At 58.6% G+C, this 22,149-nt stretch carries 23 protein-coding genes; 16 read left to right on the top strand and 7 right to left on the bottom strand.

Going from position 1 to position 22,149, the window contains the following annotated elements; all coding sequences use genetic code 11:
* Nucleotides 1-37: 37 nt before the first annotated feature.
* The gene (xthA, locus tag AC3WP4_RS09220; protein WP_076027945.1) at nt 38-850 is read left to right on the top strand and encodes an exodeoxyribonuclease III; all 813 of its coding nucleotides are present in this window, start codon (nt 38-40) and stop codon (nt 848-850) included.
* Between the two features lie 200 nt (nt 851-1,050).
* Nucleotides 1,051-2,391 carry a substrate-binding domain-containing protein gene (locus AC3WP4_RS09215; RefSeq protein WP_102615554.1) on the top strand — a complete coding sequence of 447 codons (1,341 nt, stop codon included), beginning with the start codon at nt 1,051-1,053 and terminating at the stop codon, nt 2,389-2,391.
* 225 nt (nt 2,392-2,616) lie between these two features.
* Here AC3WP4_RS09215 and AC3WP4_RS09210 read toward each other — a convergent pair whose 3' ends face one another.
* Entirely contained in the window at nt 2,617-3,135 is a 519-nt protein-coding gene (locus tag AC3WP4_RS09210; protein ID WP_056740408.1) for an ankyrin repeat domain-containing protein, read from the bottom strand.
* Between the two features lie 111 nt (nt 3,136-3,246).
* A complete protein-coding gene (locus AC3WP4_RS09205) occupies nt 3,247-5,085 on the bottom strand; it encodes a long-chain-acyl-CoA synthetase (RefSeq protein WP_102615553.1) in 1,839 nt (612 codons plus the stop codon).
* A 344-nt stretch (nt 5,086-5,429) separates the two neighbouring features.
* Between AC3WP4_RS09205 and AC3WP4_RS09200 the strand changes: the two genes are divergently transcribed.
* Nucleotides 5,430-5,708 (top strand): DUF3509 domain-containing protein, encoded by a 279-nt coding sequence (locus tag AC3WP4_RS09200; RefSeq protein ID WP_102615552.1) that lies wholly within the window; start codon nt 5,430-5,432, stop codon nt 5,706-5,708.
* 127 nt (nt 5,709-5,835) lie between these two features.
* Here the strand turns inward: AC3WP4_RS09200 and AC3WP4_RS09195 are convergent, their stop codons facing one another.
* From AC3WP4_RS09195 to aroC, 3 genes are all read right to left on the bottom strand, one after another.
* Nucleotides 5,836-6,381: a 1,2-dihydroxy-3-keto-5-methylthiopentene dioxygenase gene (locus tag AC3WP4_RS09195; protein WP_074878274.1), complete on the bottom strand. Its 546-nt coding sequence runs from the start codon at nt 6,379-6,381 to the stop codon at nt 5,836-5,838.
* A gap of 112 nt (nt 6,382-6,493) precedes the next feature.
* Nucleotides 6,494-7,639 (bottom strand): MFS transporter, encoded by a 1,146-nt coding sequence (locus AC3WP4_RS09190; protein WP_102615551.1) that lies wholly within the window; start codon nt 7,637-7,639, stop codon nt 6,494-6,496.
* A gap of 34 nt (nt 7,640-7,673) precedes the next feature.
* Entirely contained in the window at nt 7,674-8,765 is a 1,092-nt protein-coding gene (aroC, locus tag AC3WP4_RS09185; protein WP_074878277.1) for a chorismate synthase, read from the bottom strand.
* Between the two features lie 83 nt (nt 8,766-8,848).
* Here aroC and AC3WP4_RS09180 point away from each other — a divergent pair, with 83 nt between their 5' ends.
* Both AC3WP4_RS09180 and AC3WP4_RS09175 read left to right on the top strand, forming a co-directional pair.
* Nucleotides 8,849-9,847: an alpha/beta hydrolase gene (locus AC3WP4_RS09180; RefSeq protein ID WP_102615550.1), complete on the top strand. Its 999-nt coding sequence runs from the start codon at nt 8,849-8,851 to the stop codon at nt 9,845-9,847.
* Nucleotides 9,848-10,214: 367 nt separating this feature from the next.
* The gene (locus tag AC3WP4_RS09175; RefSeq protein WP_076027952.1) at nt 10,215-11,006 is read left to right on the top strand and encodes a hypothetical protein; all 792 of its coding nucleotides are present in this window, start codon (nt 10,215-10,217) and stop codon (nt 11,004-11,006) included.
* A 116-nt stretch (nt 11,007-11,122) separates the two neighbouring features.
* Here the strand turns inward: AC3WP4_RS09175 and prmB are convergent, their stop codons facing one another.
* Nucleotides 11,123-12,031: a 50S ribosomal protein L3 N(5)-glutamine methyltransferase gene (gene prmB, locus AC3WP4_RS09170; protein ID WP_008146120.1), complete on the bottom strand. Its 909-nt coding sequence runs from the start codon at nt 12,029-12,031 to the stop codon at nt 11,123-11,125.
* 238 nt (nt 12,032-12,269) lie between these two features.
* On the opposite strand from prmB, the gene AC3WP4_RS09165 reads away from it, so the two are divergent.
* The 9 genes from AC3WP4_RS09165 to AC3WP4_RS09125 all read left to right on the top strand — a co-directional run bounded on the left by AC3WP4_RS09165 (nt 12,270) and on the right by AC3WP4_RS09125 (nt 19,699).
* The gene (locus AC3WP4_RS09165; protein ID WP_074878285.1) at nt 12,270-12,860 is read left to right on the top strand and encodes a cysteine hydrolase family protein; all 591 of its coding nucleotides are present in this window, start codon (nt 12,270-12,272) and stop codon (nt 12,858-12,860) included.
* A gap of 131 nt (nt 12,861-12,991) precedes the next feature.
* A complete protein-coding gene (locus tag AC3WP4_RS09160) occupies nt 12,992-13,312 on the top strand; it encodes a hypothetical protein (RefSeq protein ID WP_074878287.1) in 321 nt (106 codons plus the stop codon).
* A 75-nt stretch (nt 13,313-13,387) separates the two neighbouring features.
* A complete protein-coding gene (locus AC3WP4_RS09155) occupies nt 13,388-13,945 on the top strand; it encodes a Smr/MutS family protein (protein ID WP_008146127.1) in 558 nt (185 codons plus the stop codon).
* A 108-nt stretch (nt 13,946-14,053) separates the two neighbouring features.
* A complete protein-coding gene (locus AC3WP4_RS09150) occupies nt 14,054-14,788 on the top strand; it encodes an XRE family transcriptional regulator (protein ID WP_102615549.1) in 735 nt (244 codons plus the stop codon).
* Between the two features lie 292 nt (nt 14,789-15,080).
* The gene (locus AC3WP4_RS09145; RefSeq protein ID WP_074878291.1) at nt 15,081-15,755 is read left to right on the top strand and encodes a polysaccharide lyase family 7 protein; all 675 of its coding nucleotides are present in this window, start codon (nt 15,081-15,083) and stop codon (nt 15,753-15,755) included.
* 399 nt (nt 15,756-16,154) lie between these two features.
* Nucleotides 16,155-16,700, top strand: coding sequence for a GTP cyclohydrolase I FolE (folE, locus tag AC3WP4_RS09140; protein WP_207250594.1), 546 nt, complete (start codon nt 16,155-16,157; stop codon nt 16,698-16,700).
* A 100-nt stretch (nt 16,701-16,800) separates the two neighbouring features.
* Nucleotides 16,801-17,172: a glutathione S-transferase N-terminal domain-containing protein gene (locus tag AC3WP4_RS09135; protein ID WP_074878295.1), complete on the top strand. Its 372-nt coding sequence runs from the start codon at nt 16,801-16,803 to the stop codon at nt 17,170-17,172.
* Between the two features lie 471 nt (nt 17,173-17,643).
* Complete coding sequence (locus AC3WP4_RS09130) at nt 17,644-18,993, top strand: NCS2 family permease (protein WP_074878297.1); 1,350 nt, start codon at nt 17,644-17,646, stop codon at nt 18,991-18,993.
* Nucleotides 18,994-19,072: 79 nt separating this feature from the next.
* Entirely contained in the window at nt 19,073-19,699 is a 627-nt protein-coding gene (locus AC3WP4_RS09125; protein WP_074878299.1) for a LysE family translocator, read from the top strand.
* A 184-nt stretch (nt 19,700-19,883) separates the two neighbouring features.
* Here the strand turns inward: AC3WP4_RS09125 and uraH are convergent, their stop codons facing one another.
* Entirely contained in the window at nt 19,884-20,237 is a 354-nt protein-coding gene (gene uraH, locus AC3WP4_RS09120; protein WP_008146146.1) for a hydroxyisourate hydrolase, read from the bottom strand.
* Between the two features lie 422 nt (nt 20,238-20,659).
* On the opposite strand from uraH, the gene puuE reads away from it, so the two are divergent.
* The gene (puuE, locus tag AC3WP4_RS09115) at nt 20,660-21,586 is read left to right on the top strand and encodes an allantoinase PuuE (RefSeq protein WP_102615548.1); all 927 of its coding nucleotides are present in this window, start codon (nt 20,660-20,662) and stop codon (nt 21,584-21,586) included.
* Entirely contained in the window at nt 21,583-22,098 is a 516-nt protein-coding gene (gene uraD / locus AC3WP4_RS09110; protein WP_074878303.1) for a 2-oxo-4-hydroxy-4-carboxy-5-ureidoimidazoline decarboxylase, read from the top strand. The genes puuE and uraD overlap by 4 nt, the downstream gene beginning before the upstream one ends.
* Nucleotides 22,099-22,149 lie beyond the last annotated feature (51 nt).

Below are 22,149 nucleotides of genomic sequence, written 5' to 3'. Positions count from 1 at the left end.
GTCAGCTAGCATCGCCCTTTTGCCAGGACTGCCGACCATGAAGATCGTCTCCTTCAACATCAACGGGCTGCGCGCTCGCCCTCATCAGCTGGCGGCGCTGATCGAAAAGCATCAGCCAGATGTGATCGGACTGCAGGAAACCAAGGTGCACGACGACCAATTCCCGCTGGCCGAGGTTCAGGCGCTGGGCTATCACGTGTATTTCCATGGTCAAAAAGGTCATTACGGCGTCGCCCTGCTCTCGCGCCAGGAACCTATCGCGCTGCACAAAGGTTTCGTCACCGATGAAGAAGACGCTCAGCGCCGCTTCATCTGGGGCACGTTCGCCGACACCAATGGCGTGCCGGTGACCATCATGAACGGCTATTTCCCACAGGGCGAAAGCCGCGATCATCCGACCAAGTTCCCGGCCAAGGAACGTTTTTACAGCGATCTGCAGCAGTTGCTGGAAAGCCAGTTCAGCAACGATCAGCCAGTGGTGGTGATGGGCGACGTGAACATTTCCCCTGAAGACTGCGACATCGGTATCGGCCCGGACAACATGAAACGCTGGCTGAAAACCGGCAAATGCAGCTTCCTGCCGGAAGAACGCGAGTGGATGGCCCGGCTGAAGAACTGGGGCCTGGTGGACAGCTTCCGTCACTTGAACCCGGAGGTGGCCGATCGTTTCAGCTGGTTCGACTACCGTAGCCGCGGTTTTGAGGATGAGCCCAAGCGTGGCCTGCGGATTGACTTGATCATGGCGTCCCACGGGTTGTTGCCACGGGTGAAGGACGCAGGTGTGGATTACGAACTGCGCGGGATGGAAAAACCGTCGGATCATGCGCCGATCTGGCTTGAATTGAGCTGATCCGGTTTCGCTGATCGTTCCCACGCTCTGCGTGGGAATGCCGCCAGGGACGCTCCGCGTTCCGCCTCTGGAAGTGACGCAGAGCGTCACGGGATGCATTCCCACGCAGAGCGAGGGAACGATCCGTCACACCCTGTCATCTTTCAGAAACCTTACTGACTTATTCTCCCGGCACTTCCTTTGGCTTATAAGGTGCCGGCATGACGCTGCGCGTGTTGTTCCTGTCGATACTGTGCGCCTGGCTGCCGCTGACGGCTTCGGCTGGCACATTGCCGACGCCCGAGACTGGCCCGGTGCTGCGCATCCAGGGTTCCAACACCATTGGCGCGGCATTGGGCCCGGCGCTGGTTGAGGGGCTGATGCGCGAACAAGGCCTGCTCAAGGTTCACAGCGAGGCCCCGGACAAAGCCAACGAACTGCGCGTGATCGGTGAAACCGATCAGGGCCGCCGGGTCGCGGTGGACATCGCGGCCCACGGTTCCAGCACCGGTTTCACCGCCCTGAAAACCGCCACCGCCGACCTCGCCGCCTCCTCGCGCCCGATCAAGGACAGCGAACGGGCAGACCTTGCACGCTTGGGTGATTTTAAAAGCGCCGGCGCCGAGCAGGTCATCGCCATCGACGGCCTGGCGATCATCCTTCATCCGCAAAATCCGTTGAGTGAACTGAACACCGAACAACTGGCGCGAATCTTCAGCGGCGAAGCAAAAACCTGGGAAGAACTCGGCGGCAGCGGTGGGACGATTCATCTCTATGCGCGGGATGACCAATCGGGCACCTACGACACGTTCAAGGAATTGGTCCTCAGTCGTCGTGGGAAAACGCTGAGCAGCGCTGCGAAACGGTTCGAATCCAGCGAGCAATTGTCCGACGCGGTTAGCCTGGACCCGCAAGGGATCGGCTTCATCGGCCTGCCTTACGTGCGTCAGGCCAAAGCCGTGGCGATTGCCGATGGCCAATCCCAAGCCATGTTGCCGCTCAACAGCTTGATCGCCACGGAAGACTATCCATTGTCGCGCCGGCTGTTCTTTTACCTACCGCCCAACGGCAAAAACCCTTGGGCCGCCGCATTGGTGGCGTTTGCCCAAAGCAGCAAAGGTCAGGCGATTGTCGCGGCCAATGGTTTTATCGCCCAGACCGTCCAGGCCATGACGGTCACGCCAAATGCATTGATGCCGGAGGGTTATCAGGCGCTCAGTCGCCATGCCCAGCGCCTGACCGTTAATTTCCGTTTCGAAGAAGGCAGTGCGACGCTGGACAACAAGGCCCGGCAGGACCTGTCACGAGTGCTCGACTATCTACAGCAGCACGAGAAGACCAATCGGCAGGTGACGCTGGTGGGGTTTGGCGACGCCAAAAGTGATCCGGCGCGGGCCGATCTGCTGTCGAAACTGCGCGCCATGGCGGTGCGGCGGGAACTGGTGAAAAGCGGTGTGGTATTTCGCGAAATTCGCGGTTTTGGCGCCGAGATGCCGGTGGCGGCCAATAGCGCGGATGAAGGGCGAATCAAGAATCGGCGGGTTGAGGTTTGGGTGTATTGATGCCTCGGCTGATTCAGAAACACCCTTTGCGGTAGGTGGGGGTCCTGTGGCGAGGGGGCTTGTCGGAACGCCGCACCGTCCCGTTCGGCTGCGAAGCAGTCGTAAAACCGATGAATGCAGTCTTCCTGAAAAACTCGGGTAACCGGTTTGGGGCGGCTTCGCCACCCAACGGGGGCAAGCCCCCTCGCCACAGGTTTTCGTTTGCTTCAAGAATTCCTTGAGCCGTTAGCCTAGGAGTTTCTGCAACTGCGCCGTGGTATCCACCGCGCCCATGGTCTTGGCGGCATCCAGCGCAGAAACGCCATTGGCGTCCTTGGCTTTCGGATCGGCGCCTTTGCTGATCAGGTAATCGACGATTTCCACGCGATTGAACATCGCGGCCATCATCAGCGCAGTGCGACCGTCGAAGGACGAACCTTCCACTTGCGCGCCGCCTTCAACCAGTGCCTTGACCACCGCCAGATCACCCTTGAACGCCGCGCCGGCAATCGGGCTCTGGCCGTTGTCGTTACGGATTTCCGGGTCGGCCTTGTGTTCGAGCAGGACTTTTACCGTCTCCACATGGCCGTGGTAAGCGGCCAGCATCAGCAGCGTATCGCCCTTGTGGTTACGCAGGTTCGGCGGCAGGCCCTTGGTCAACAGCGCAGCCATCATGGCCGCATCGCCCTCACGCGCCTTGTTGAATACCTGTTCGGCAAATTCAGCGGCTTCTTCGGGGGACATCTGGCGGCTTTGGTCGGACATTGGGCACTCCACGTTCTGTTATTCGCAAAGCCGACAGTTTCCCGAGCAGCCCCGAGGCTGTCACTTCTTTTTTCTCATGGACGGCCATAGCCACATTCAATAGCGCTGCATTCAATAACGAAAAGCGCCGCCGTGAATATCCGCCAGCAACTGCGGAGTGACCTGCACGTAAGTCTGGGTCCCTGGCAGCCAGGCATAGATCGGATCATCACCGGTCTTGCCGGGGTCGAAGGCTTCATCCTTAAGCCGGGTCTTCTGGTATTTGAAGGTGCCGGTGGTCTCCATTTTCACCTTCACCCGCAAGAATAACGGCACCGCATAGGCGGGCATTTGCTCACGGGCGAACGCCAGCAGTTCACTGAAATCCAGAGTCGCCAGGGACTCGGCTGGCGTTATCGCCGCCATCCCGGCACGCCCGTTGGTGTTGCGGATTTCCACGCCGTAGGCCACGGCTTCGGAAATATGCGGGTGCTGCAAAAGAAGGTTCTCGACTTCGGTGGTCGAGACGTTTTCGCCCTTCCAGCGGAAGGTATCTCCCAGCCGGTCAACAAATTGCGCGTGACCGAAACCGATGTTGCGCAGCAGGTCACCGGTATTGAAGTAACGGTCGCCCTTCTTGAACACGTCGTGCAACACAACCTTTTCGGTCTTCTGCGGATCGGTGTAGCCGTCCAGCGGCGCCTTGTCATCGATCTTCGCCAGCAACAGCCCCTGCTCGCCTTTGGCGACTTTGCGCATGTAGCCGCTGGCATCGCGAATGGGCGCGCCGCTGTCGTGGTCGTAGGCCGTCAACTCCCATGACATCAGGGAAAAACCGACGGTGTTGTCAAAGTTGAGGATATTGGTGAAACCGATGTTGCCGTCGCTGGCGGCGTACAGTTCACAGATATGGTTGACCCCGAATCGCGTCTTGAACTCGCCCCATGCGCCGGGGCGCAGGCCATTGCCGATCATCTTCGTCACGCCGTGCTGGCTGTCGTCGGCGCTGGGCGGTTGATCCACCAGGTAGCGGCACAATTCACCGACGTAACCGAGGGTGGTCGCACGGTACTTGCGCACATCGTTCCAGAATTGACTGGCGCTGAACTTGCGGCGGATCGCAAAGCCCGAGGCGCCACTGATCGCCGAGCCCCAGCACACGCACAGCCCGGTGGCGTGATAGAGCGGCAAGGTGCAATAGACGACATCCTCCGGGCGCATATTCAGGGCGATCAGGCCGAAACTCGCGGAGCTGCGCATCCAGCGGCCGTGCTTGAATACCCCGGCCTTGGGCAAGCCGGTTGTGCCCGAGGTGTAGATATAGAAACAAGGATCGTCGAAAAAAACCTGCTGACTGCTGGCGGGGTTGGCGCTGGAGCTGTCGGCACTGGCGGTCATCAGGTTGATGAACCCGTCGGGCGCAATGCCCGGATGACTGAAGGTGTCTCGATCAGCGATAAACCAGATGTGCGCCGCCTCGATCGACACCCGTTCGCGAACCGCCGAAAATGCCGGCACCAGCTCTTCTCCGACAATGATCGCCGCGGGCGCCACCAGGTTCAGGCTGTGAGCCAGGGTATCGCGGGTCTGCGAAGTATTGAGCAAGGCACTGATCGCGCCGACCTTGGCCACCGCCAGGATCGTCACCAGCAGTTCCGGGCGATTCTCGATAAAGACCGCCACCACATCGCCCTTGCGGATGCCTTGGGCAATCAAATGATGGGCGATGCGATTGGCCCATTGGTTGACCTGAGCATACGCAAGCGCCACTTCGCCCTGCAGCAATGCCGGGGCATCGGGATTGCGCAACGTCGCTTGCTCGAAGCTCCAGCCCAGGCCACACGGTTGGGTCGGGTCCTTGACGTTGGCGGCTTTCATGCCCTTCACCACGCGCGGAATGGCTTTGGCAATGGAAGGCAGCTTGCGGAGCATCATGCTCCAGGTAATCGTGTCGTTTGGCGTGCGGCTCATGGTTGCTCCCGGTCGATCTTTTTATTGTTCGGGCGGCGTTGATTGAGGCCGAAAATACGTCAGCGGTTCCTGAGCTGTACACGCGGTTTTTGAAATGATTTGTATCCACGTCTGCGGCATTCGTAATCGCGAGCTTGTGCCGGGCAATTGGTTCCATCGAATCGATGTCGACCACGCAAAATGCAGGATGCACGATGGCCTTTCATGCAGATTGCACGAAACCGCAAAAACACCTAAAAACTAACCTATTGATATATAAGGATTTTTAAAAAATCAGGTGCTGGCACAATCACTGCAACTACCTCTGCATGCTTGCCATTCAAGAGCTAACGGAGCTGATAGACATGAACCTGATCCAAGAAAAATTTTCGTCCCTGTTCTCCAACTTCGAAGTGACCACCCAGCCACGTCCGGATGGTGGCATTTTGCTGACCTTGAGCAGCACCGACGGCAAAGTCTTCAAGCGCTCGATTTCCTACCAGCAACTGCATGCAGGTGATCAGCTGTCCTGGGTGATCAGCGCCATTCGCCGTGACATCGCCGAACAGGCCAGCGAACTGCCACAGATTTCCATGCTGCAAAGCCAGCAGCGGTTCGCCCTGCCGACGTATCACTCGGCTTAAACCGTTCCGGGGCTGTAACCAAACAGGCCGTGAGAGCTTTCGCTCCACGGCCTGTTTTGTTTCTGACGTTGCGCAATCCCTGCTTCTGATCTTCGATCCCTGATCTCAGCTCCTACAGGGCATCGCCTCAGTCTTCAAGACGCGGGAAACGACTGGCGATGTCTTCGCCGGTGAAATCGGCCACCCAGCCGTCAGGGTTGTTGAACAGGCGGATCGCGATGAAATGCGGATGCTCGCCCATGTCGAACCAATGCCGGGTGCCAGCCGGTACCGAGATCAGGTCGTTTTTCTCACAAAGCACCGCGTAGACGTAATCGCCGATGTGCAGGGAAAACAAGCCACGGCCGGCGACGAAAAATCGTACTTCGTCTTCGCCATGGCAATGTTCGTCGAGAAATTTGCCGCGCAATTCGGCTTTTTGCGGGTGATCGCTGCTCAGGCTGATGACATCGACGGTGATGTAACCACGTTCGGTCATCAGCTTGTCGATTTGTTCCTGATACGCGGCGATCACTTCTTCCTGACTGGCGCCTGGCTGGATTTTCGCCGCGGCTTGCCAGCGGTCGAAACGCACGCCCTGCTCGGCCAGGGTCGAAGCGATGTCTTCGACATGCGTCAGCACCTTGTTGGGCAAGTCAGGGCTTGAGACGTGGTAAACGGACAGGCTGCTCATTTGGCAACTCCTTAACGGTTCAGCTTTTTATGGTTCAAGAGTGAGCGCAGCTTCAACTCGCACTCGAACAAAAATTCAAAGGCCTCGATCTGCCGCAGCGCACGCGCAAGGCTCACGGTCTGTCCTCTTGCATGCGTGTGGCAATGATAACGGCTGCCGCGAAGGCTGCGAGGCTGGCAATACTAAAGGTCAATGCGGGGCCGAGGGCATTCCAGCTATAGCCGGAATACAACGCACCCAGTGCGCCGCCGGTGCCGGCCAGTGCGGCGTACAACGCCTGGCCCTGCCCTTGTTGGCGCGCGCCGAAGCTACGTTGCACGAACTGGATGGCTGCCGCGTGAAAGCTGCCGAAGGTCGCCGCGTGCAGCACTTGGGCAAACAACAGCACCCAAAGGAACTCCGCGAACGAACCGAGCAACAACCAACGCAACGCCGCCAGCAGAAAACTTGCCAGCAGCACCCGTCGCACGGAAAAGCGCGCGAGGATCTTGCTCATGGCCAGAAACATCAAGACTTCGGCGACCACACCGACCGCCCAGAGCATGCCGATCAGCCCACGGCTGTACCCGAGTCGCTCCAGGTGCAAGGTCAGGAAGGTGTAATAAGGACCGTGGCTCATTTGCATCAGCGCTACGCAACCGTAAAACGCCAACACCCCGGGACTGCGCAACTGCCTGAGAAAACCGTCCCCCGCCGGTCGTTCACCCTGAACCGGTTGAGCGTTGGGCACCCACAGGCTGCTCACCACGATCCCGGCCATGATCAGCACCAGCGTCAGCGGATAGATATCCAGGCTCAACCCCTCGAACAGCCGTCCGAGCGCGACCACGGCAATGATGAAACCGATGGAACCCCACAGGCGGATCTGACTGTAACGGTTAGTCTGGCCCTGCAAGTGCGCCAGAGTGATGACTTCGAATTGCGGCAACACCGCGTGCCAGAAAAACGCGTGCAAGGCCATGACCATCGCCAGCCAGGCGTAGGTCTTGCTGATGAAGATCAGCGAGAACGTCAGCAGCGTGCAGACCGCACCGAAGCGCACGATGGCCAGGCGTCGGCCGGTGTAATCACCGAGCCAGCCCCAGATATTCGGCGCCACGCAGCGCATCAGCATCGGGATCGCCACCAGCTCGCCGATGCGCGCACTGGAAAAGCCCAGGTGATCGAAGTACAGCGCCAGAAACGGCGCTGTCGAACCGAGCAAGGCGAAATAGAACAGATAGAAACTGGAGAGCCGCCAGTACGGGAGCGCCGCCACTGTCCTTAGACCGCAGCGGCTGTGAGGTCAGCCATTAAAGTTGACCCAGCACCGGCGTGCTCACGCGCACGTCCAGGTTCTGCCCACGGTGACGCAACAGGTGATCCATCAGCACGATGGCCATCATCGCTTCGGCGATCGGTGTGGCGCGGATGCCGACGCACGGGTCGTGGCGCCCCTTGGTGATGACGTCCACCGGGTTGCCATGGATGTCGATGGAACGACCCGGCGTGGTGATGCTCGAGGTTGGCTTGAGCGCCAGGTGCGCGACGATCGGCTGACCCGACGAAATGCCACCTAAAATGCCGCCCGCGTTGTTGCTGAGGAAACCTTGCGGGGTCATTTCATCGCGGTGCTCGGTGCCGCGTTGGGCAACGCTGGCGAAACCGGCGCCGATTTCCACGCCTTTGACCGCGTTGATGCTCATCAGCGCGTGAGCGAGTTCGGCATCGAGACGGTCGAAGATTGGCTCGCCAAGGCCCGGCATTACCCCTTCGGCGACTACGGTGATCTTCGCGCCAACCGAATCCTGGTCGCGACGCAACTGGTCCATGTAGGCCTCCAGCTCCGGGACCTTGTCCGGATCAGGGCTGAAGAAGGCGTTCTCTTCCACCGAATCCCAGGTCTTGAACGGAATTTCGATCGGGCCGAGCTGGCTCATATAGCCACGAATGACGATGCCCTGAGTGGCCAGGTATTTTTTCGCAATCGCACCGGCCGCCACACGCATGGCCGTTTCACGGGCCGAGCTGCGACCGCCGCCACGGTAATCGCGCTCGCCATATTTGTGGTGATAGGTGTAGTCGGCGTGGGCCGGGCGGAACAGGTCCTTGATCGCCGAGTAATCCTTGGACTTCTGGTCGGTGTTGCGGATCAACAGGCCGATGGCGCAACCGGTGGTGCGACCTTCGAACACGCCGGAGAGGATTTCGACTTCGTCGGCTTCCTGGCGCTGGGTGGTGTGGCGGCTGGTGCCGGGTTTGCGGCGATCCAGGTCACGCTGCAGATCCTCCAGGGAGATCTCCAGGCCCGGCGGGCAGCCGTCGACAATGGCGACCAACGCCGGACCATGGCTTTCGCCCGCGGTGGTGACAGTGAACAGCTTGCCGTAGGTATTGCCGGACATGCAGGACGCTCCGTGAATTCGAACCAAATACGTAATGCGCGCCAGTATACGCAGGCTACCCAAGTAGTTCATCCTCGAACCTTATGGGTGCCTGCGAGTCCAACCGGCATCTTGTTCATGATGGCGTGATGATGCTGCGAGTTATAGCCTTGAGCCTTACCCTCTTTACCGGCTTTGTACAGGCCACTGTCCTGCAACGCCCGATCACGTTGGACACCGGCACCGGCGAGCTTTTCGGCTCGTTATTGCTGCCCAAGTCCGACACGCCGGTACCGGTTGTCCTGATCATTTCTGGCTCCGGTCCTACAGATCGTGACGGAAACAACCCCGACGGCGGACGCAACGACAGCCTCAAGCGTCTCGCTTGGGTGCTGGCCAAACACAACATCGCCAGCGTGCGTTATGACAAACGCGGCGTGGCGGCGAGCCTTGCGGCAACCCCGGATGAACGAAACCTGTCGGTTGAAGCCTACGTGGCTGACGCCGAAGCCTGGGGCCGGAAGCTCAAATCCGACCCGCGATTTGGCCAGTTGATCCTGCTGGGCCACAGCGAAGGCGCCTTGATCGCCAGCCTCGCGGCGCCGAGCCTGGATGCCGCCGCGGTCATTTCCATGTCCGGCAGCGCCCGGCCGATCGATCAGGTACTGCGCCAGCAATTGAGCAATCGCCTGCCGCCACCGCTGATGCTGCGCAGCAATGAACTGCTCGACAGCCTCAAGGCCGGCCGCACCGACGACAACGTGCCGCCGCAGTTGCAGGTGATTTTCCGCCCGAGCGTGCAGCCGTATCTGATTTCATTGTTCCGCCAGGACCCGGCGGCAGCATTCGCCAAGTTGAAGATGCCGGCGCTGATCATCCAGGGCAGCAATGACATCCAGGTCGGTGTCGGTGACGCCAGGCTGTTGAAGGCGGCCAAACCGGACGCCGAACTGGCGCTGATCGAAGGCATGAACCACGTGATGCGCATCGTGCCCAACGATGTAAAACGGCAATTGGCCTCTTACAAGGATCCGCAATTGCCACTGGCGGCCGAACTCGGCACGCGAATCCTCGGGTTTATTGACGGATTTCGCGCCAGTTAAGCGGGGTCAGGGGGCGTTCTCAACTAGTTTTCACGCCGCGTTGTCGCCTTAAAGCGGGCCAGGCAAGGCGCAGGCCGCTGGTAATGGTTGTTCCCTTTCCAAGGCCTGCAACGCAGCCTGGCCCGCTTTAAGGCACAACCCGAAGGGCCGGGCCTGCTGTTGTGCAGGGCTGCGTTGCTCGAAGCTTGTTTGGAATGACCAAACCACGCTTCTCGCGCCTTGCCCTGCACAACAGCAGACCCGGCGCGGCGTGAAAACTAGTTGAGAACGCCCCCTAGCCCTCCAGTCCTGAAAAAAACGGCCGATAAGCCTTTGTCGCCAGCGCTAAGTTTGGCGACAAGCAGAGCTTGGACAGGATCTCGCCGTTATGACTGATACCCAGACTTCACCCGACACCACTGCTGAAAAAGACGCTCCACCAGTGGTCGAGCTGCCGTGGGCGGACGTCCACGCCGAGCACCACAAGATGCTCCGTCTGGCGCCATTGAAAACCGACCGCAACACCGGTGGACGGCCGCTGCGCTTTGTTGAATTCGGTTACGCCGAGCGCAACAACAAGGAACACAGCCTGATGCGCATGAGCATTGCGCTGCCCGGCCAGCGTGTGCGCAAGGAACAGAATCATCTGGACGTGTGGGTCGATCACGCCACCAAGCGTGTGCATTTTGGGCCTGACAGCGGTTTGCAGATCGAACCGATGAACCGTGGCATCGGTCGCTTCATGGCCGCTCAGGGCATTACCTGGGCGAAAAAGAGATGGCCCGGCTACACCGTCGACGGCACCGACCTGAACAATAAGGATGCGCTGAACGAAGACACTCGCCTGCGCCGCGATCACTTCTTGCGAATGCATGGTTTCGACGTGATCTACGCCGACGCCCAGCATTTGAAGGGCAGCGTCAAAGAAGTGCAGGTCGGCGACCTGTTGAGTGACTGGAGTACGGAAAAACTGCAGATCGTGGAAATTCTCGAGGCGGCGCAGATGCTCCAGCAAGCCGAGCAAAATCTCGCCGAGCAGGAAGTCAAACTGAAGAAACACGAAGAAAAGGTCAGCAAGTACAAGCGCGAAGACGCCGGACTGCGCTTTACCATTACCTGTCTGGTGGCATTTGCGGTGTTTCAGGCGGGGTTGTTGATCTGGATTGCCACGCACCGCTGACTGATCGTTCCCACGCTCCGCGTGGGAATGCAGCCCAGGACGCTCCGCGTCCCAAAGCGGACGCAGAGCGTCCATTGAGGCATTCCCACGCAGAGCGTGGGAACGATCATTACGGGTTAAACGCGAGAAGCAAACAGCGCCTGATGGTTGCGGCACTGTTCCGCCGTCAGCATGAACACGCCATGCCCACCGCGCTCGAAATCAAGCCAGGCGAAATCGACTTCCGGGTACAGCGCCGAGACGTGAACCTGGCTGTTGCCCACTTCGACAATCAGCAAGCCTTTCTCGGTCAGGTGATCCGCCGCTTCGGCGAGCATGCGACGCACCAGGTTCAAGCCATCATCACCGCAGGCCAGGCCGAGCTCCGGTTCGTGCTGGTATTCGTCCGGCATGTCGGCGAAATCTTCCGCATCGACGTAAGGCGGGTTCGACACGATCAGGTCGAAACGCTGACCCGGCAAACCATCGAAACCATCGCCCTGAACCGTGTACACCCGCTCATCGACGCCATGACGCTCGATATTCTGGTTGGCCACTTCCAGTGCTTCGAACGACAGGTCGGCCAGCACCACTTCGGCGTTCTGGAACTCGTAGGCACAGGCGATACCGATGCAGCCGGAACCGGTGCACAGGTCGAGAATCCGCGCAGGTTCGGCGCCCAGCCATGGCTCGAAACGTTTTTCGATCAGCTCGCCAATCGGCGAACGCGGGATCAATACGCGCTCATCGACAATGAACGACATGCCGCAAAACCACGCTTCACCCAACAGGTAGGCGGTAGGGATACGTTCTTCGATACGGCGCTTGAGCAAGCGTTGCAGCTTGACCAGCTCGTCTTCTTCAAGATTGCAGTCGAGGTAGCTGTCGGCGATTTCCCACGGCAAGTGCAAGGCACCCAACACCAACTGACGCGCTTCGTCCCAGGCGTTGTCGGTCCCATGGCCGAAAAACAGATCCTCCCCATGGAAGCGGCTGACGGCCCAACGGATATGGTCACGCAGGGTACGAAGTCGGGAAGTGATCACGGGGCAAACTCCAAAAAAAACGACTGGCGATTCTAACAGCCAAAACGCATCTCGACGACGCGGGAAAACTACCGAGGCGAATGTAGGACTATTCTGTTTTTTCAGCTGGCTATTGAACAAAACGAGCCTATTGACAAGGCTGCGAGCCAGCAAAGACGGCGCCTACGATGGTAGCGATTCACAGAAGCGCTCAGCCAGAGGACAATGTCGCAAAAGCCCCACTCGAAGGAGCCCCAGAATGTCCGTTCCAAAAACGATGTTTCAACTCAGCGGCCGCGGTTACGCGGCAGCCGTTCTGAGTCATGCGACCCTTGTCATCATCGATGCCCAGAAAGAATACCTCAGCGGCCCATTGGCCTTGAGCGGTATGGATGCTGCCGTCGCGAACATCAAGCAACTGGTGGCCGCTGCCCGTGCAGCTGGCCGGCCGATCGTGCATGTCCATCACCTCGGCACCGTCGGGGGGCTGTTCGATCCACAAGGTGAGCGCGGTGAATTCATCCCGGGCCTGGAACCACAGGGCGACGAAACCGTCATTGGTAAATTGCTGCCGAGTGCGTTCCACGGCACCGAACTGCTGGAGCGCCTGCAGAACCTCGGCTCGCTGGACCTGATCGTATGCGGTTTCATGAGCCACTCCAGTGTCAGCACCACGGTGCGCGCCGCGAAGAACCTGGGCTTTCGTTGCACGCTGGTAGAAGACGCCTGCGCGACCCGCGACCTGCCTTACAAGGGCGGCGTCCTGAGCGCAGCCCACGTTCAGCAGACGGAAATGGCGATCATGGCGGACAACTTCGCCACCCTCGCACAGACTCACGAACTGATCTGATCGACGCTCGATGAGCGGTGCATGTCGCCGCTCATCCGCAAAAGCCTATCATTTGCTGTAATTGTCTTAGCCTCAGGAACATCCCGGTCAACTCCCGGTCGAAGGGCCGATACCCATTGAGGAAGGTCGGAATGAAGTTATCCGATGGTTTTGACGCTCGCCGCTTGCGGCCCAAAGGCCAACGCAACTGGCGTTTTCGAATCGGCGCGGCATTTGCTGCCGTGCTGTCGATGAGCGGCGTATTGATGGCGATGGCAGGCGCCGCCAGCCTGCTCGGCCATGCCCCCGCCCTCGGCGAGTTGAACACCAACCGGGTCGGGTCGGCAGTGATTCTGGCGATTGGCCTGTTCGTGCTGTACCTCGGCGTGTGGCTGTGGCGCCGCTGCCGTCGCCGCGCGCGGCAGTCGCAAGCGTTGAACATCTCCCCGCATTTGATGAAAAAGCACGACTGAGCCGAGTGCTGTGCGTTTTCTCGCGCCCCATTCGTCTCGAGTTGGGTAAACTGGCCGCCCTTCGCGGAGGCTGACATGCAAGACGACGATTTTTCCCTGTTCAAAAGCGCGATCCAAGGCGTCAAGCCGATCAAACACGATCGCGCCGAAACCGGCAAACCCAAAGCTGACCGCGCGCAAATCGCCAAGTTGCGTCAGGCCGCCACTGTGCGCACCGACGCCACCACCGTTGACGGGCTGTCCGATCAGTTCGTTATCGATGTTGGCCCGGAAGACGAGCTGATGTGGGCGCGTGACGGCGTTCAGGAAAGCCAGATGCGCAAGCTCAAGATCGGCCAGATCCCATTCGAAGGCAGCCTCGACCTCCATGGCATGAGCGTGGAAAAGGCCCGGGAAACCCTCTGGGCGTTTCTGGCCGAAGCGACCAAATTCGAAATCCGCTGCGTGCGCGTCACCCACGGCAAGGCTGTGCGTCTGGACGGCAAGCGACCGATGATCAAAAGCCACGTCAACACCTGGTTGCGCCAGCATTCACAAGTGCTCGGTTTCACCTCGTGCCAAGCTAAACACGGCGGCGCCGGAGCAGTTTATGTGATGCTCAAACGGACCATGATGGAAGGTCGAGACGAGTAAAGCGGTCGCCTTGTAAATGTACTCATATCACCCAGGACGGGAACATCCATAGCACGTTGTAGAGATAACGATTTGCAATGATATAGGAGCCCCCGTAATACTCCGCAGATGGAATTCAAAGAACGACTCAAAGCAGCCCGCCAATACGCCAAGCTCAATCAGACCGAGCTTGCCGCGCGCGCAGGCCTGACGCAAACCTCAATCTCCGATCTTGAGCGCGGGAAATCGAAGGCAACAGCCTTCGCTACCCAGATCGCTTCAGCGTGTGGCGTTTCACCGATGTGGCTGGCTGAAGGTGTCGGGGACATGCTCAAAGGGCTGTCCGATGCGGTTCCGCTGAATCGCCCTGCTCCAAACGTTGCAATGTCAGACATTCAGCCTTGGGACGACAGCACGCCCCTGGATGACGACGAGGTTTATGTCCCCTTCCTGCGTGAAGTTGAGCTGGCGGCCGGTTCAGGCCGTTTCGTGATCGCGGAAAACGACAGCGCCAGGCTGCGTTTCTTCAAGAAAGACCTGCGTCATAACAACGTGCAGTTCAATCATGCCAAGTGCGTAATGGTGAGCGGAAACAGCATGATCCCGGTACTGCGCGACGGCGCTACCGTGGGCTTGAACGTCGCAAAGAACTCGCTCGGCGATATCGTCGATGGCGAGATGTACGCGATCAATCACAACGGTCAGTTGCGCGTGAAACAAGTCTACCGACTGCCCAGCGGGATCCGCCTGCGCAGCTTCAACCGTGACGAGCATCCGGACGAGGACTACACCTTCGCCGAGATCCAGGACCAGCAGATTGCGATTCTGGGTCATGTCTTCTGGTGGGCGATGTATTCACGGTGAACCAAGTTGCAGTGGCTCGGGAACGTGCCATGACGTTCGACGCCCTCCAAGAGTAGCCCGCCAAGCGCGGGCTTTTTTTGCATCTTGGATATAGGCGCCGAATAAAATATAGGAATACCCATTGACACGAAATATGGGAAAACCCATATTTATATCCAGGCCAACGGAAATCGATCGGAAGCTGCCAGGCATCACTTCTGCCCATTTACTGAGTGGGCAGAAGGATGCAGGCCTGCATCAAACGCAAGGCTCACCAGAGCAAAAACGACATCAATGGACTGAGGCAAAAACCATGACTGTAGACATCAGCAACTTCACCATCGCTACCCCGCTTCCTATCTCCGACACCAACCCGATTGCGCTTGAGCTCATCGGCTGGCGCGCACTGATCGAATGCCCCGACGTCATCTCAATGCTTGACGATGGTTCGGTGCAGATGACGGCGCCGACACTTGGAGCCTCGAGCAAAAGCACGCTACGAACCCGCTGCGAGTGGAAAGAGCCAGGTTACTGGCTGTTCTCCAGCGCAGCGGACCACTGGAACCGCCAGGAAATGCGACTGACCAAAGTCAACTCGCTGCAGAAAGTCGTGATCGGCCAGATTCATGTGAAGGGTTCAGAACGACCTCCGGTAAAGGTGTTCTGGAACAAAGGAAAAATCACCATGGGGTTCCGGTCAAGCTACCTCCAGGACGATCCGGTCAACTCGACGGTTTTGGAGAACGTGCCGCTCGGTGCACTTTTCAAAATCAACATTCACGCCAACTCGAGCGGCGCCGTCTCTGTATCGGCTAGCTGTAACGGCGTTAAATCCACTTCCGCGATCATGCGCCTCGACAACACCTGGGACACGAAAACACTCGCCTTCCACGGTGGCGTGTACAACCAGATCGATTACTCCGACACCACCGACCCGCTAGACGGTTCTATCTGCATCATCAGCGACCTGTCGATCACTCACGTCTGATAACGACCTGCTTCGGCCTGATGAGTCATGACAGGCTTCAGGAAAGCATCACTGCTGCACCTTGGCGACAGGGTGTAGCGGGATGCGGATAAAATCCGCCTGGCCAGTGGAACCGACAAACACTTCCGCGCCGCACTGGCCGAAATGTCGCTTCGCGCCCGTCGGCATACAACTGCCGGCACACATACGCTACCATGTGCCTCATGTCGGGGATGAACCCTGCGTTTATTGCCACTCAGCTCGGTCATGGCGTTCAGATGTTGCTATCGACCTCCGCCCGATGGATCAACTCCAGCATCGACTGGTGTGAACTCGGGACGCTTGAAAAGAGCTTGATTGGTACACAATTGGTACAGACAGAAACAGTACCCCTCTGAAACCCTTATGGAATCAGCCTCTGTGACACTGGAACAGAACTACACCGCGATTCTCGGCCAATTGGGCGAGGACGCCTCCCGCGAGGGCCTGCTCGACACGCCAAAACGTGCCGCCAAAGCCATGCAGTACCTCTGCCGCGGTTATGCACAGACACTGGAAGAGGTCACCAACGGTGCCTTGTTCAGCTCCGACAACAGCGAAATGGTGCTGGTGAAGGACATCGAGCTCTATTCGTTGTGCGAACATCACCTGCTGCCGTTTATCGGCAAGGCTCACGTCGCCTACATCCCGAGCGGCAAGGTATTGGGCCTGTCGAAAGTCGCGCGGATCGTCGACATGTACGCACGCCGCCTGCAGATCCAGGAAAATCTCAGCCGCCAGATCGCCGATGCGGTCCAGCAAGTCACCGGCGCCCTGGGCGTTGCAGTGGTGATCGAGGCCAAGCACATGTGCATGATGATGCGCGGTGTGGAGAAACAGAATTCGACGATGATCACGTCGGTGATGCTGGGTGAGTTCCGCGAAAACGCGGCCACCCGTAGCGAGTTTCTCAGCCTGATCAAGTAATTCGCAGCAGAAGAAAACCGGCATTCATCGCCGGTTTTTTTTCGCCTGCGAAAATCAGGTAAGCTGCGCGCCTTCTGTTTGCCCCTGTGAGGCTTATACCGTGTTCGTTAAAGCGCTTCGTGTCGGCCTTGGCCAACTGATCATCTTCATCGACTTCATCACCCGCCCAAGCAAAAAGCAGCGCCCTGCCGAGGTTCAGGCTCAGGTCAACACGGCTGCCAAGGACCTGACCCTGTATCAGTTCCACGCCTGCCCGTTCTGCGTGAAAACCCGCCGCACCCTGCGCCGCTTGAACGTGCCGGTGGCGTTGCGCGACGCGAAGAACAACGAACAGGATCGCCAGACCCTGCTGGAACAGGGCGGCAAGATCAAGGTTCCATGTCTGCGCATCGAAGAGAATGGCCAGACGACCTGGATGTACGAATCCAAGGTGATCATCGATTATCTGGACAAGCGGTTCGCCGCAGCCTGATGGTTTTGTGCTGTTCTGAGTGACGCCTTCGCGAGCAAGCCCAGCCCACTCCCACATTAGAATGCGATCAACTGTGGGAGCGGCGGTGCGGCGATCCGACTTGCTCGCGAAGAGGCCGGCACAGTCACCACAAAACTCCAGACAAAAAATAAACCGGCCCTTGCGCCGGTTTATTCGTTTCTACCCTCCCCCTCGAGCCGCTTTTCCCGCCGGCCCTGACTCAGCAGCCTGCCAGCCACGTGAATCCTTCGTCCATCCAGCGCACCTCTGCGGCGATATATCCCTATTGCCAAACTTTTCGTCTACAAAATCAAAAACATTATTTGCTTTATTTGTATACAAAAGCATAATCCACTTCGTGCGAGTTCCTGACCAAGCGGTCAACAAATTCGCAAGTACCTCAAAGGGTCGCTGCCACCCTCATGGGTCCGGCCCTGGAAATAACAATAAAACTCTTGAGGAGTACTCGCTGTGGAAAGCCGCAAATCCGAAGCCCCGACGCTGGAACTCTCGCCGCCAATACGCAATGGCTGGCTGGAGCGCATCTTCAAACTCAGCTTGCATGGCACCACGGTGAAGACCGAGCTGATTGCCGGTCTGACAACCTTCATCACCATGGCCTACATCATCTTCGTCAACCCCAACATCATGGCCGATGCCGGGATCGATCACGGTGCCGCGTTCGTCGCCACCTGCATCGCCGCCGCGCTGGGTTGCCTGTTGATGGGCCTGTACGCCAACTGGCCGGTCGGGCTCGCGCCGGGCATGGGCCTCAACGCCTTCTTCACTTACACCGTGGTCGGCACCATGGGTTACAACTGGGAAACCGCCCTTGGCGCGGTGTTTGTTTCCGGTGTGTTGTTCATGTTTCTGACTTTTTCGCGGATCCGCGAATGGCTGCTCAATAGCATCCCGGTGAGTTTGCGCTTTGCCATGGGTGCCGGCGTGGGCTTGTTCCTGGGGCTGATAGGCTTGAAAACCGCGGGCATCGTGGTTGATAGCCCGGCTACCCTGATCAAACTCGGCTCCCTGCGCGAACCTGGCCCGCTGCTGGCCGCCATCTGCTTCCTGATGATCGCCGTACTCAGCTACCACAAAGTGTTTGGCGCGATTCTCATCAGCATCATCACCGTCACCCTGGCGGGTTGGGGCCTGGGCCTGGTGCACTACGAGGGCATCATGTCCGCCCCGCCGAGCCTGGCACCGACCTGGATGGCCATGGACGTCGCCGGTGTATTCAATATCAGCATGATCAGCGTGGTGCTGGCCTTCCTCTTTGTGCACATGTTCGACACCGCCGGCACCCTGATGGGCGTCGCCCAGCGCGCCGGTTTGGTAAACGCTGATGGCAAGATCGAAAACCTTTCCCGCGCCCTCAAGGCCGACAGTGCTTCCAGTGTATTCGGTGCGGTGGTCGGTGTTCCGCCAGTCACCAGCTACGTGGAAAGTGCCGCGGGTGTCGCCGCGGGTGGTCGGACTGGTCTTACCGCTGTGACCGTAGGTGTGCTATTTATTGCCGCAATGTTTTTCGCACCGCTGGCTGGCATGATCCCCGCTTACGCCACCGCCGGTGCGCTGATTTATGTGGCGATGCTGATGATGGGCGGCATGGCGCATATCGAATGGGACGAGGCGACCGACAGCATTCCGGCGATCGTTACCGCGATCATGATGCCCCTGACCTTCTCGGTCGCCGACGGCATCGCGCTGGGCTTTATCACTTACGTGGTGCTGAAGGCTTTCACCGGTAAACACAAGGAGATTTCCGTCAGTCTGTGGGTGCTCTGCGCGATCTTCATCGCCAAGTTCGTTTTCTTGTAAGCCGTCTACGTTTCGAAAACAGTGTTTCAAAACAGCCTCACCCCGTCGGGTGAGGCTTTTGTGCAAATGGAGGAAAGTGATGAGTCTGGAAACCTGGCTGCTGTTCAGCGGCGCTGCGCTGGTGGTGATCCTGATCCCGGGGCCACTGTCTTTGCTGATGATCAGCAACAGTCTGAATTACGGTTTGCGCCGTTCTTACCCGGCGTTTCTGGGGGGCGTGATTGCGTCGATCTGCTTGCTCAGTGCGTCGGCGCTGGGTTTAGGCGCCTTGCTGTTGGCATCGGAACAGTTGTTCAGCGCGCTGAAGGTCGTCGGGGCGCTGTACCTGTTCTACCTGGCCTGGCAGAGCTGGCAGCAATCGCGTCTGCCCTCCCACGGCGCTGAAGTGCCCCAGGCTGCCCCAGTGCCACGCTTTCGCGCACTGTTCGGGCGCGCGTTCATGTTGGGCGCCAGCAACCCGAAAGACATCCTGTTCTTCGCCGCTTTCCTCCCGCAGTTCCTCAGTGCCGAGCAGCCATTCCTGCCGCAGTTGCTGGTGATGATTGTGACCTGGACCGTGCTGGATCTGCTGTGCAAATTGGCTTATGGGCTGGGTGCCCATGGTGCGGCGCGGTATTTGCGCAGCGGCAAGGGGCAGAGTTGGTTTAACCGGGTGAGTGCCGGGTTGTTCAGTGGTGCGGGCGCGGCATCCTTGTTGAGCCGCTAACGTCAAAAGCATCGCTAGCAGGCTAGCTCCCACATTGGATTTGCGGCGTTCACACATCCCTGTGGGAGCTAGCCTGCTAGCGATTACGTCGGCACGGACAGCACATTTCTCCAGGCAAAAAAAAGCCCGCAGTGTGAGCGGGCGAAAGACCAAAGAAGCTTTATGCGCAGATTCTTGGGGGAGTCTAGCTTCCTCTGTAGGTCGAATAGCTATAAGGCGAAATCAGCAACGGCACATGGTAGTGATCCTGTTCCGCAGAGATGCCAAAACGCAGCACCACCACATCCAGGAACGCCGGTTCTGGCAGTTGAACGCCACGGGCGCGGTAGTAATCGCCCGCATGAAACTGAACCTGATAGACCCCGGACCGGTAGTCATCGCCTTGCAGTAGCGGTGCATCGACCCGACCGTCGCTGTTGGTTATCGCAGTGGCGACCAATTCCAGCTGCGAACCTTCAACGCGGTACAACTCGACCTTGATCGAGCTGCCCGGGCAACCATGTGCAGCGTCTAAAACGTGAGTAGTCAAACGTCCCATTGATTCTGCGCGCCTGCCTGCGTGGAGCAGTCAGACCTCGCGCCTCCCGAAGTCAGTTGAAAAGGAGACCGCACCGATTCGGAGCACGAAACGCTGCGGCGAGCGACTAATTAAGACACTTTTCAAAAAAATTGTACACAATAAAAACAACATATTTACCGCCATCGCCGTCATACAGGAATTGCCGCTGAATCTGTCGCTGAGCCATAGGGCCAAAGGACCTTTCATCTATTAGCTGACCAGTCAGGCAGGTTTCTTGCAATAACATGTGTAGATGACAATCAATGAAAAATGCAAAAAAACAGGCTTACAAAGTGGATATAAAGTTGTATACAATCAGCCCATCGCTGTGACGCCAGCCTTGCAACTCATCGCCAGGCCGCGCACACAAACTGTTACCACGAATAAGAAGGAAGACTGCAGTGAGCGCTGACTACCCACGCGACCTGATCGGTTACGGCAGTAACCCTCCTCACCCACACTGGCCGGGCAATGCCCGCATCGCCTTGTCCTTCGTGCTCAATTACGAAGAAGGCGGCGAGCGCAACATCCTGCACGGCGATAAAGAATCCGAAGCCTTCCTTTCAGAAATGGTCTCGGCGCAGCCGCTGCAAGGCGCGCGCAACATGAGCATGGAATCCCTTTACGAGTATGGCAGCCGTGCCGGCGTCTGGCGGGTTCTGAAATTGTTCAAGGAATTCGACATTCCGCTGACCATCTTCGCCGTGGCCATGGCCGCCCAGCGTCACCCGGACGTGATCCGCGCGATGGTCGATGCCGGCCACGAAATCTGCAGCCACGGCTATCGCTGGATCGACTACCAATACATGGACGAAGCGCAAGAACGCGAGCACATGCTCGAAGCGATCCGCGTCCTCACCGAAATCACCGGCGAGCGCCCACTGGGCTGGTACACCGGCCGCACGGGCCCGAACACCCGTCGACTGGTGATGGAGGAAGGCGGTTTCCTCTACGACTGCGACACCTACGACGACGACCTGCCCTACTGGGAACCGAACAACCCGACCGGCAAGCCGCACCTGGTGATCCCGTACACGCTGGACACCAACGACATGCGCTTCACCCAGGTCCAGGGCTTCAACAAGGGCGACGATTTCTTCGAATACCTGAAAGACGCATTCGACGTGCTGTACGCCGAAGGTGCCGAAGCACCGAAGATGTTGTCGATCGGCCTGCACTGCCGGCTGATCGGCCGCCCGGCGCGCCTGGCCTCGCTCAAACGCTTTATCGAATACGCTAAAAGTCATGAACAGGTGTGGTTCAGCCGTCGCGTCGACATCGCTCGCCACTGGCACGAAACCCACCCGCATCAAGGGGCCGCGAAATGAGCCACTTCCAAACCCTGAAGCCCTCGACCCTGAGCCGCGACGCGTTTGTCGCGGCCTTCGCCGACATCTACGAACATTCGCCATGGGTGGCCGAGAAGGCCTTCGACCTGGGCCAGGACGCTTCGATCGACCAGATCGAAACCCTGCACCAGCGCATGAGCGACATCCTGTTGAGCGCCGATCACGAAAGCCAATTGGCCCTGATCAACGCTCACCCGGACCTGGCCGGCAAAGCTGCCGTCCAGGGCCAACTAACCGAAGCCAGCACCAATGAACAGGCTGGCGCCGGTATTCACCAATGCACGGCCGAAGAGTTTCAACGCTTCACCGAGCTGAACGACGCCTACAAGGCCAAGTTCAAGTTTCCCTTCATCATGGCGGTAAAAGGCAGCAACCGGCATCAGATCCTCGCGGCGTTCGAAACGCGCATTCACAACCCGGAAGACACCGAGTTCAAGTGCGCGCTGGCGGAGATCAACAAGATCGCCCTGTTCCGATTACTGACCCTATAGCGAACTTGGCCCGAGTGTTAAAAAACGCGGAAAACGCCCAGGGCCCTGCAA

This window comes from Pseudomonas sp. FW305-20 (assembly GCF_058788075.1).
The sequence above is the reverse complement of the archived record's forward strand: the minus strand, read 5'-3'. Positions and strand labels throughout refer to the sequence as shown.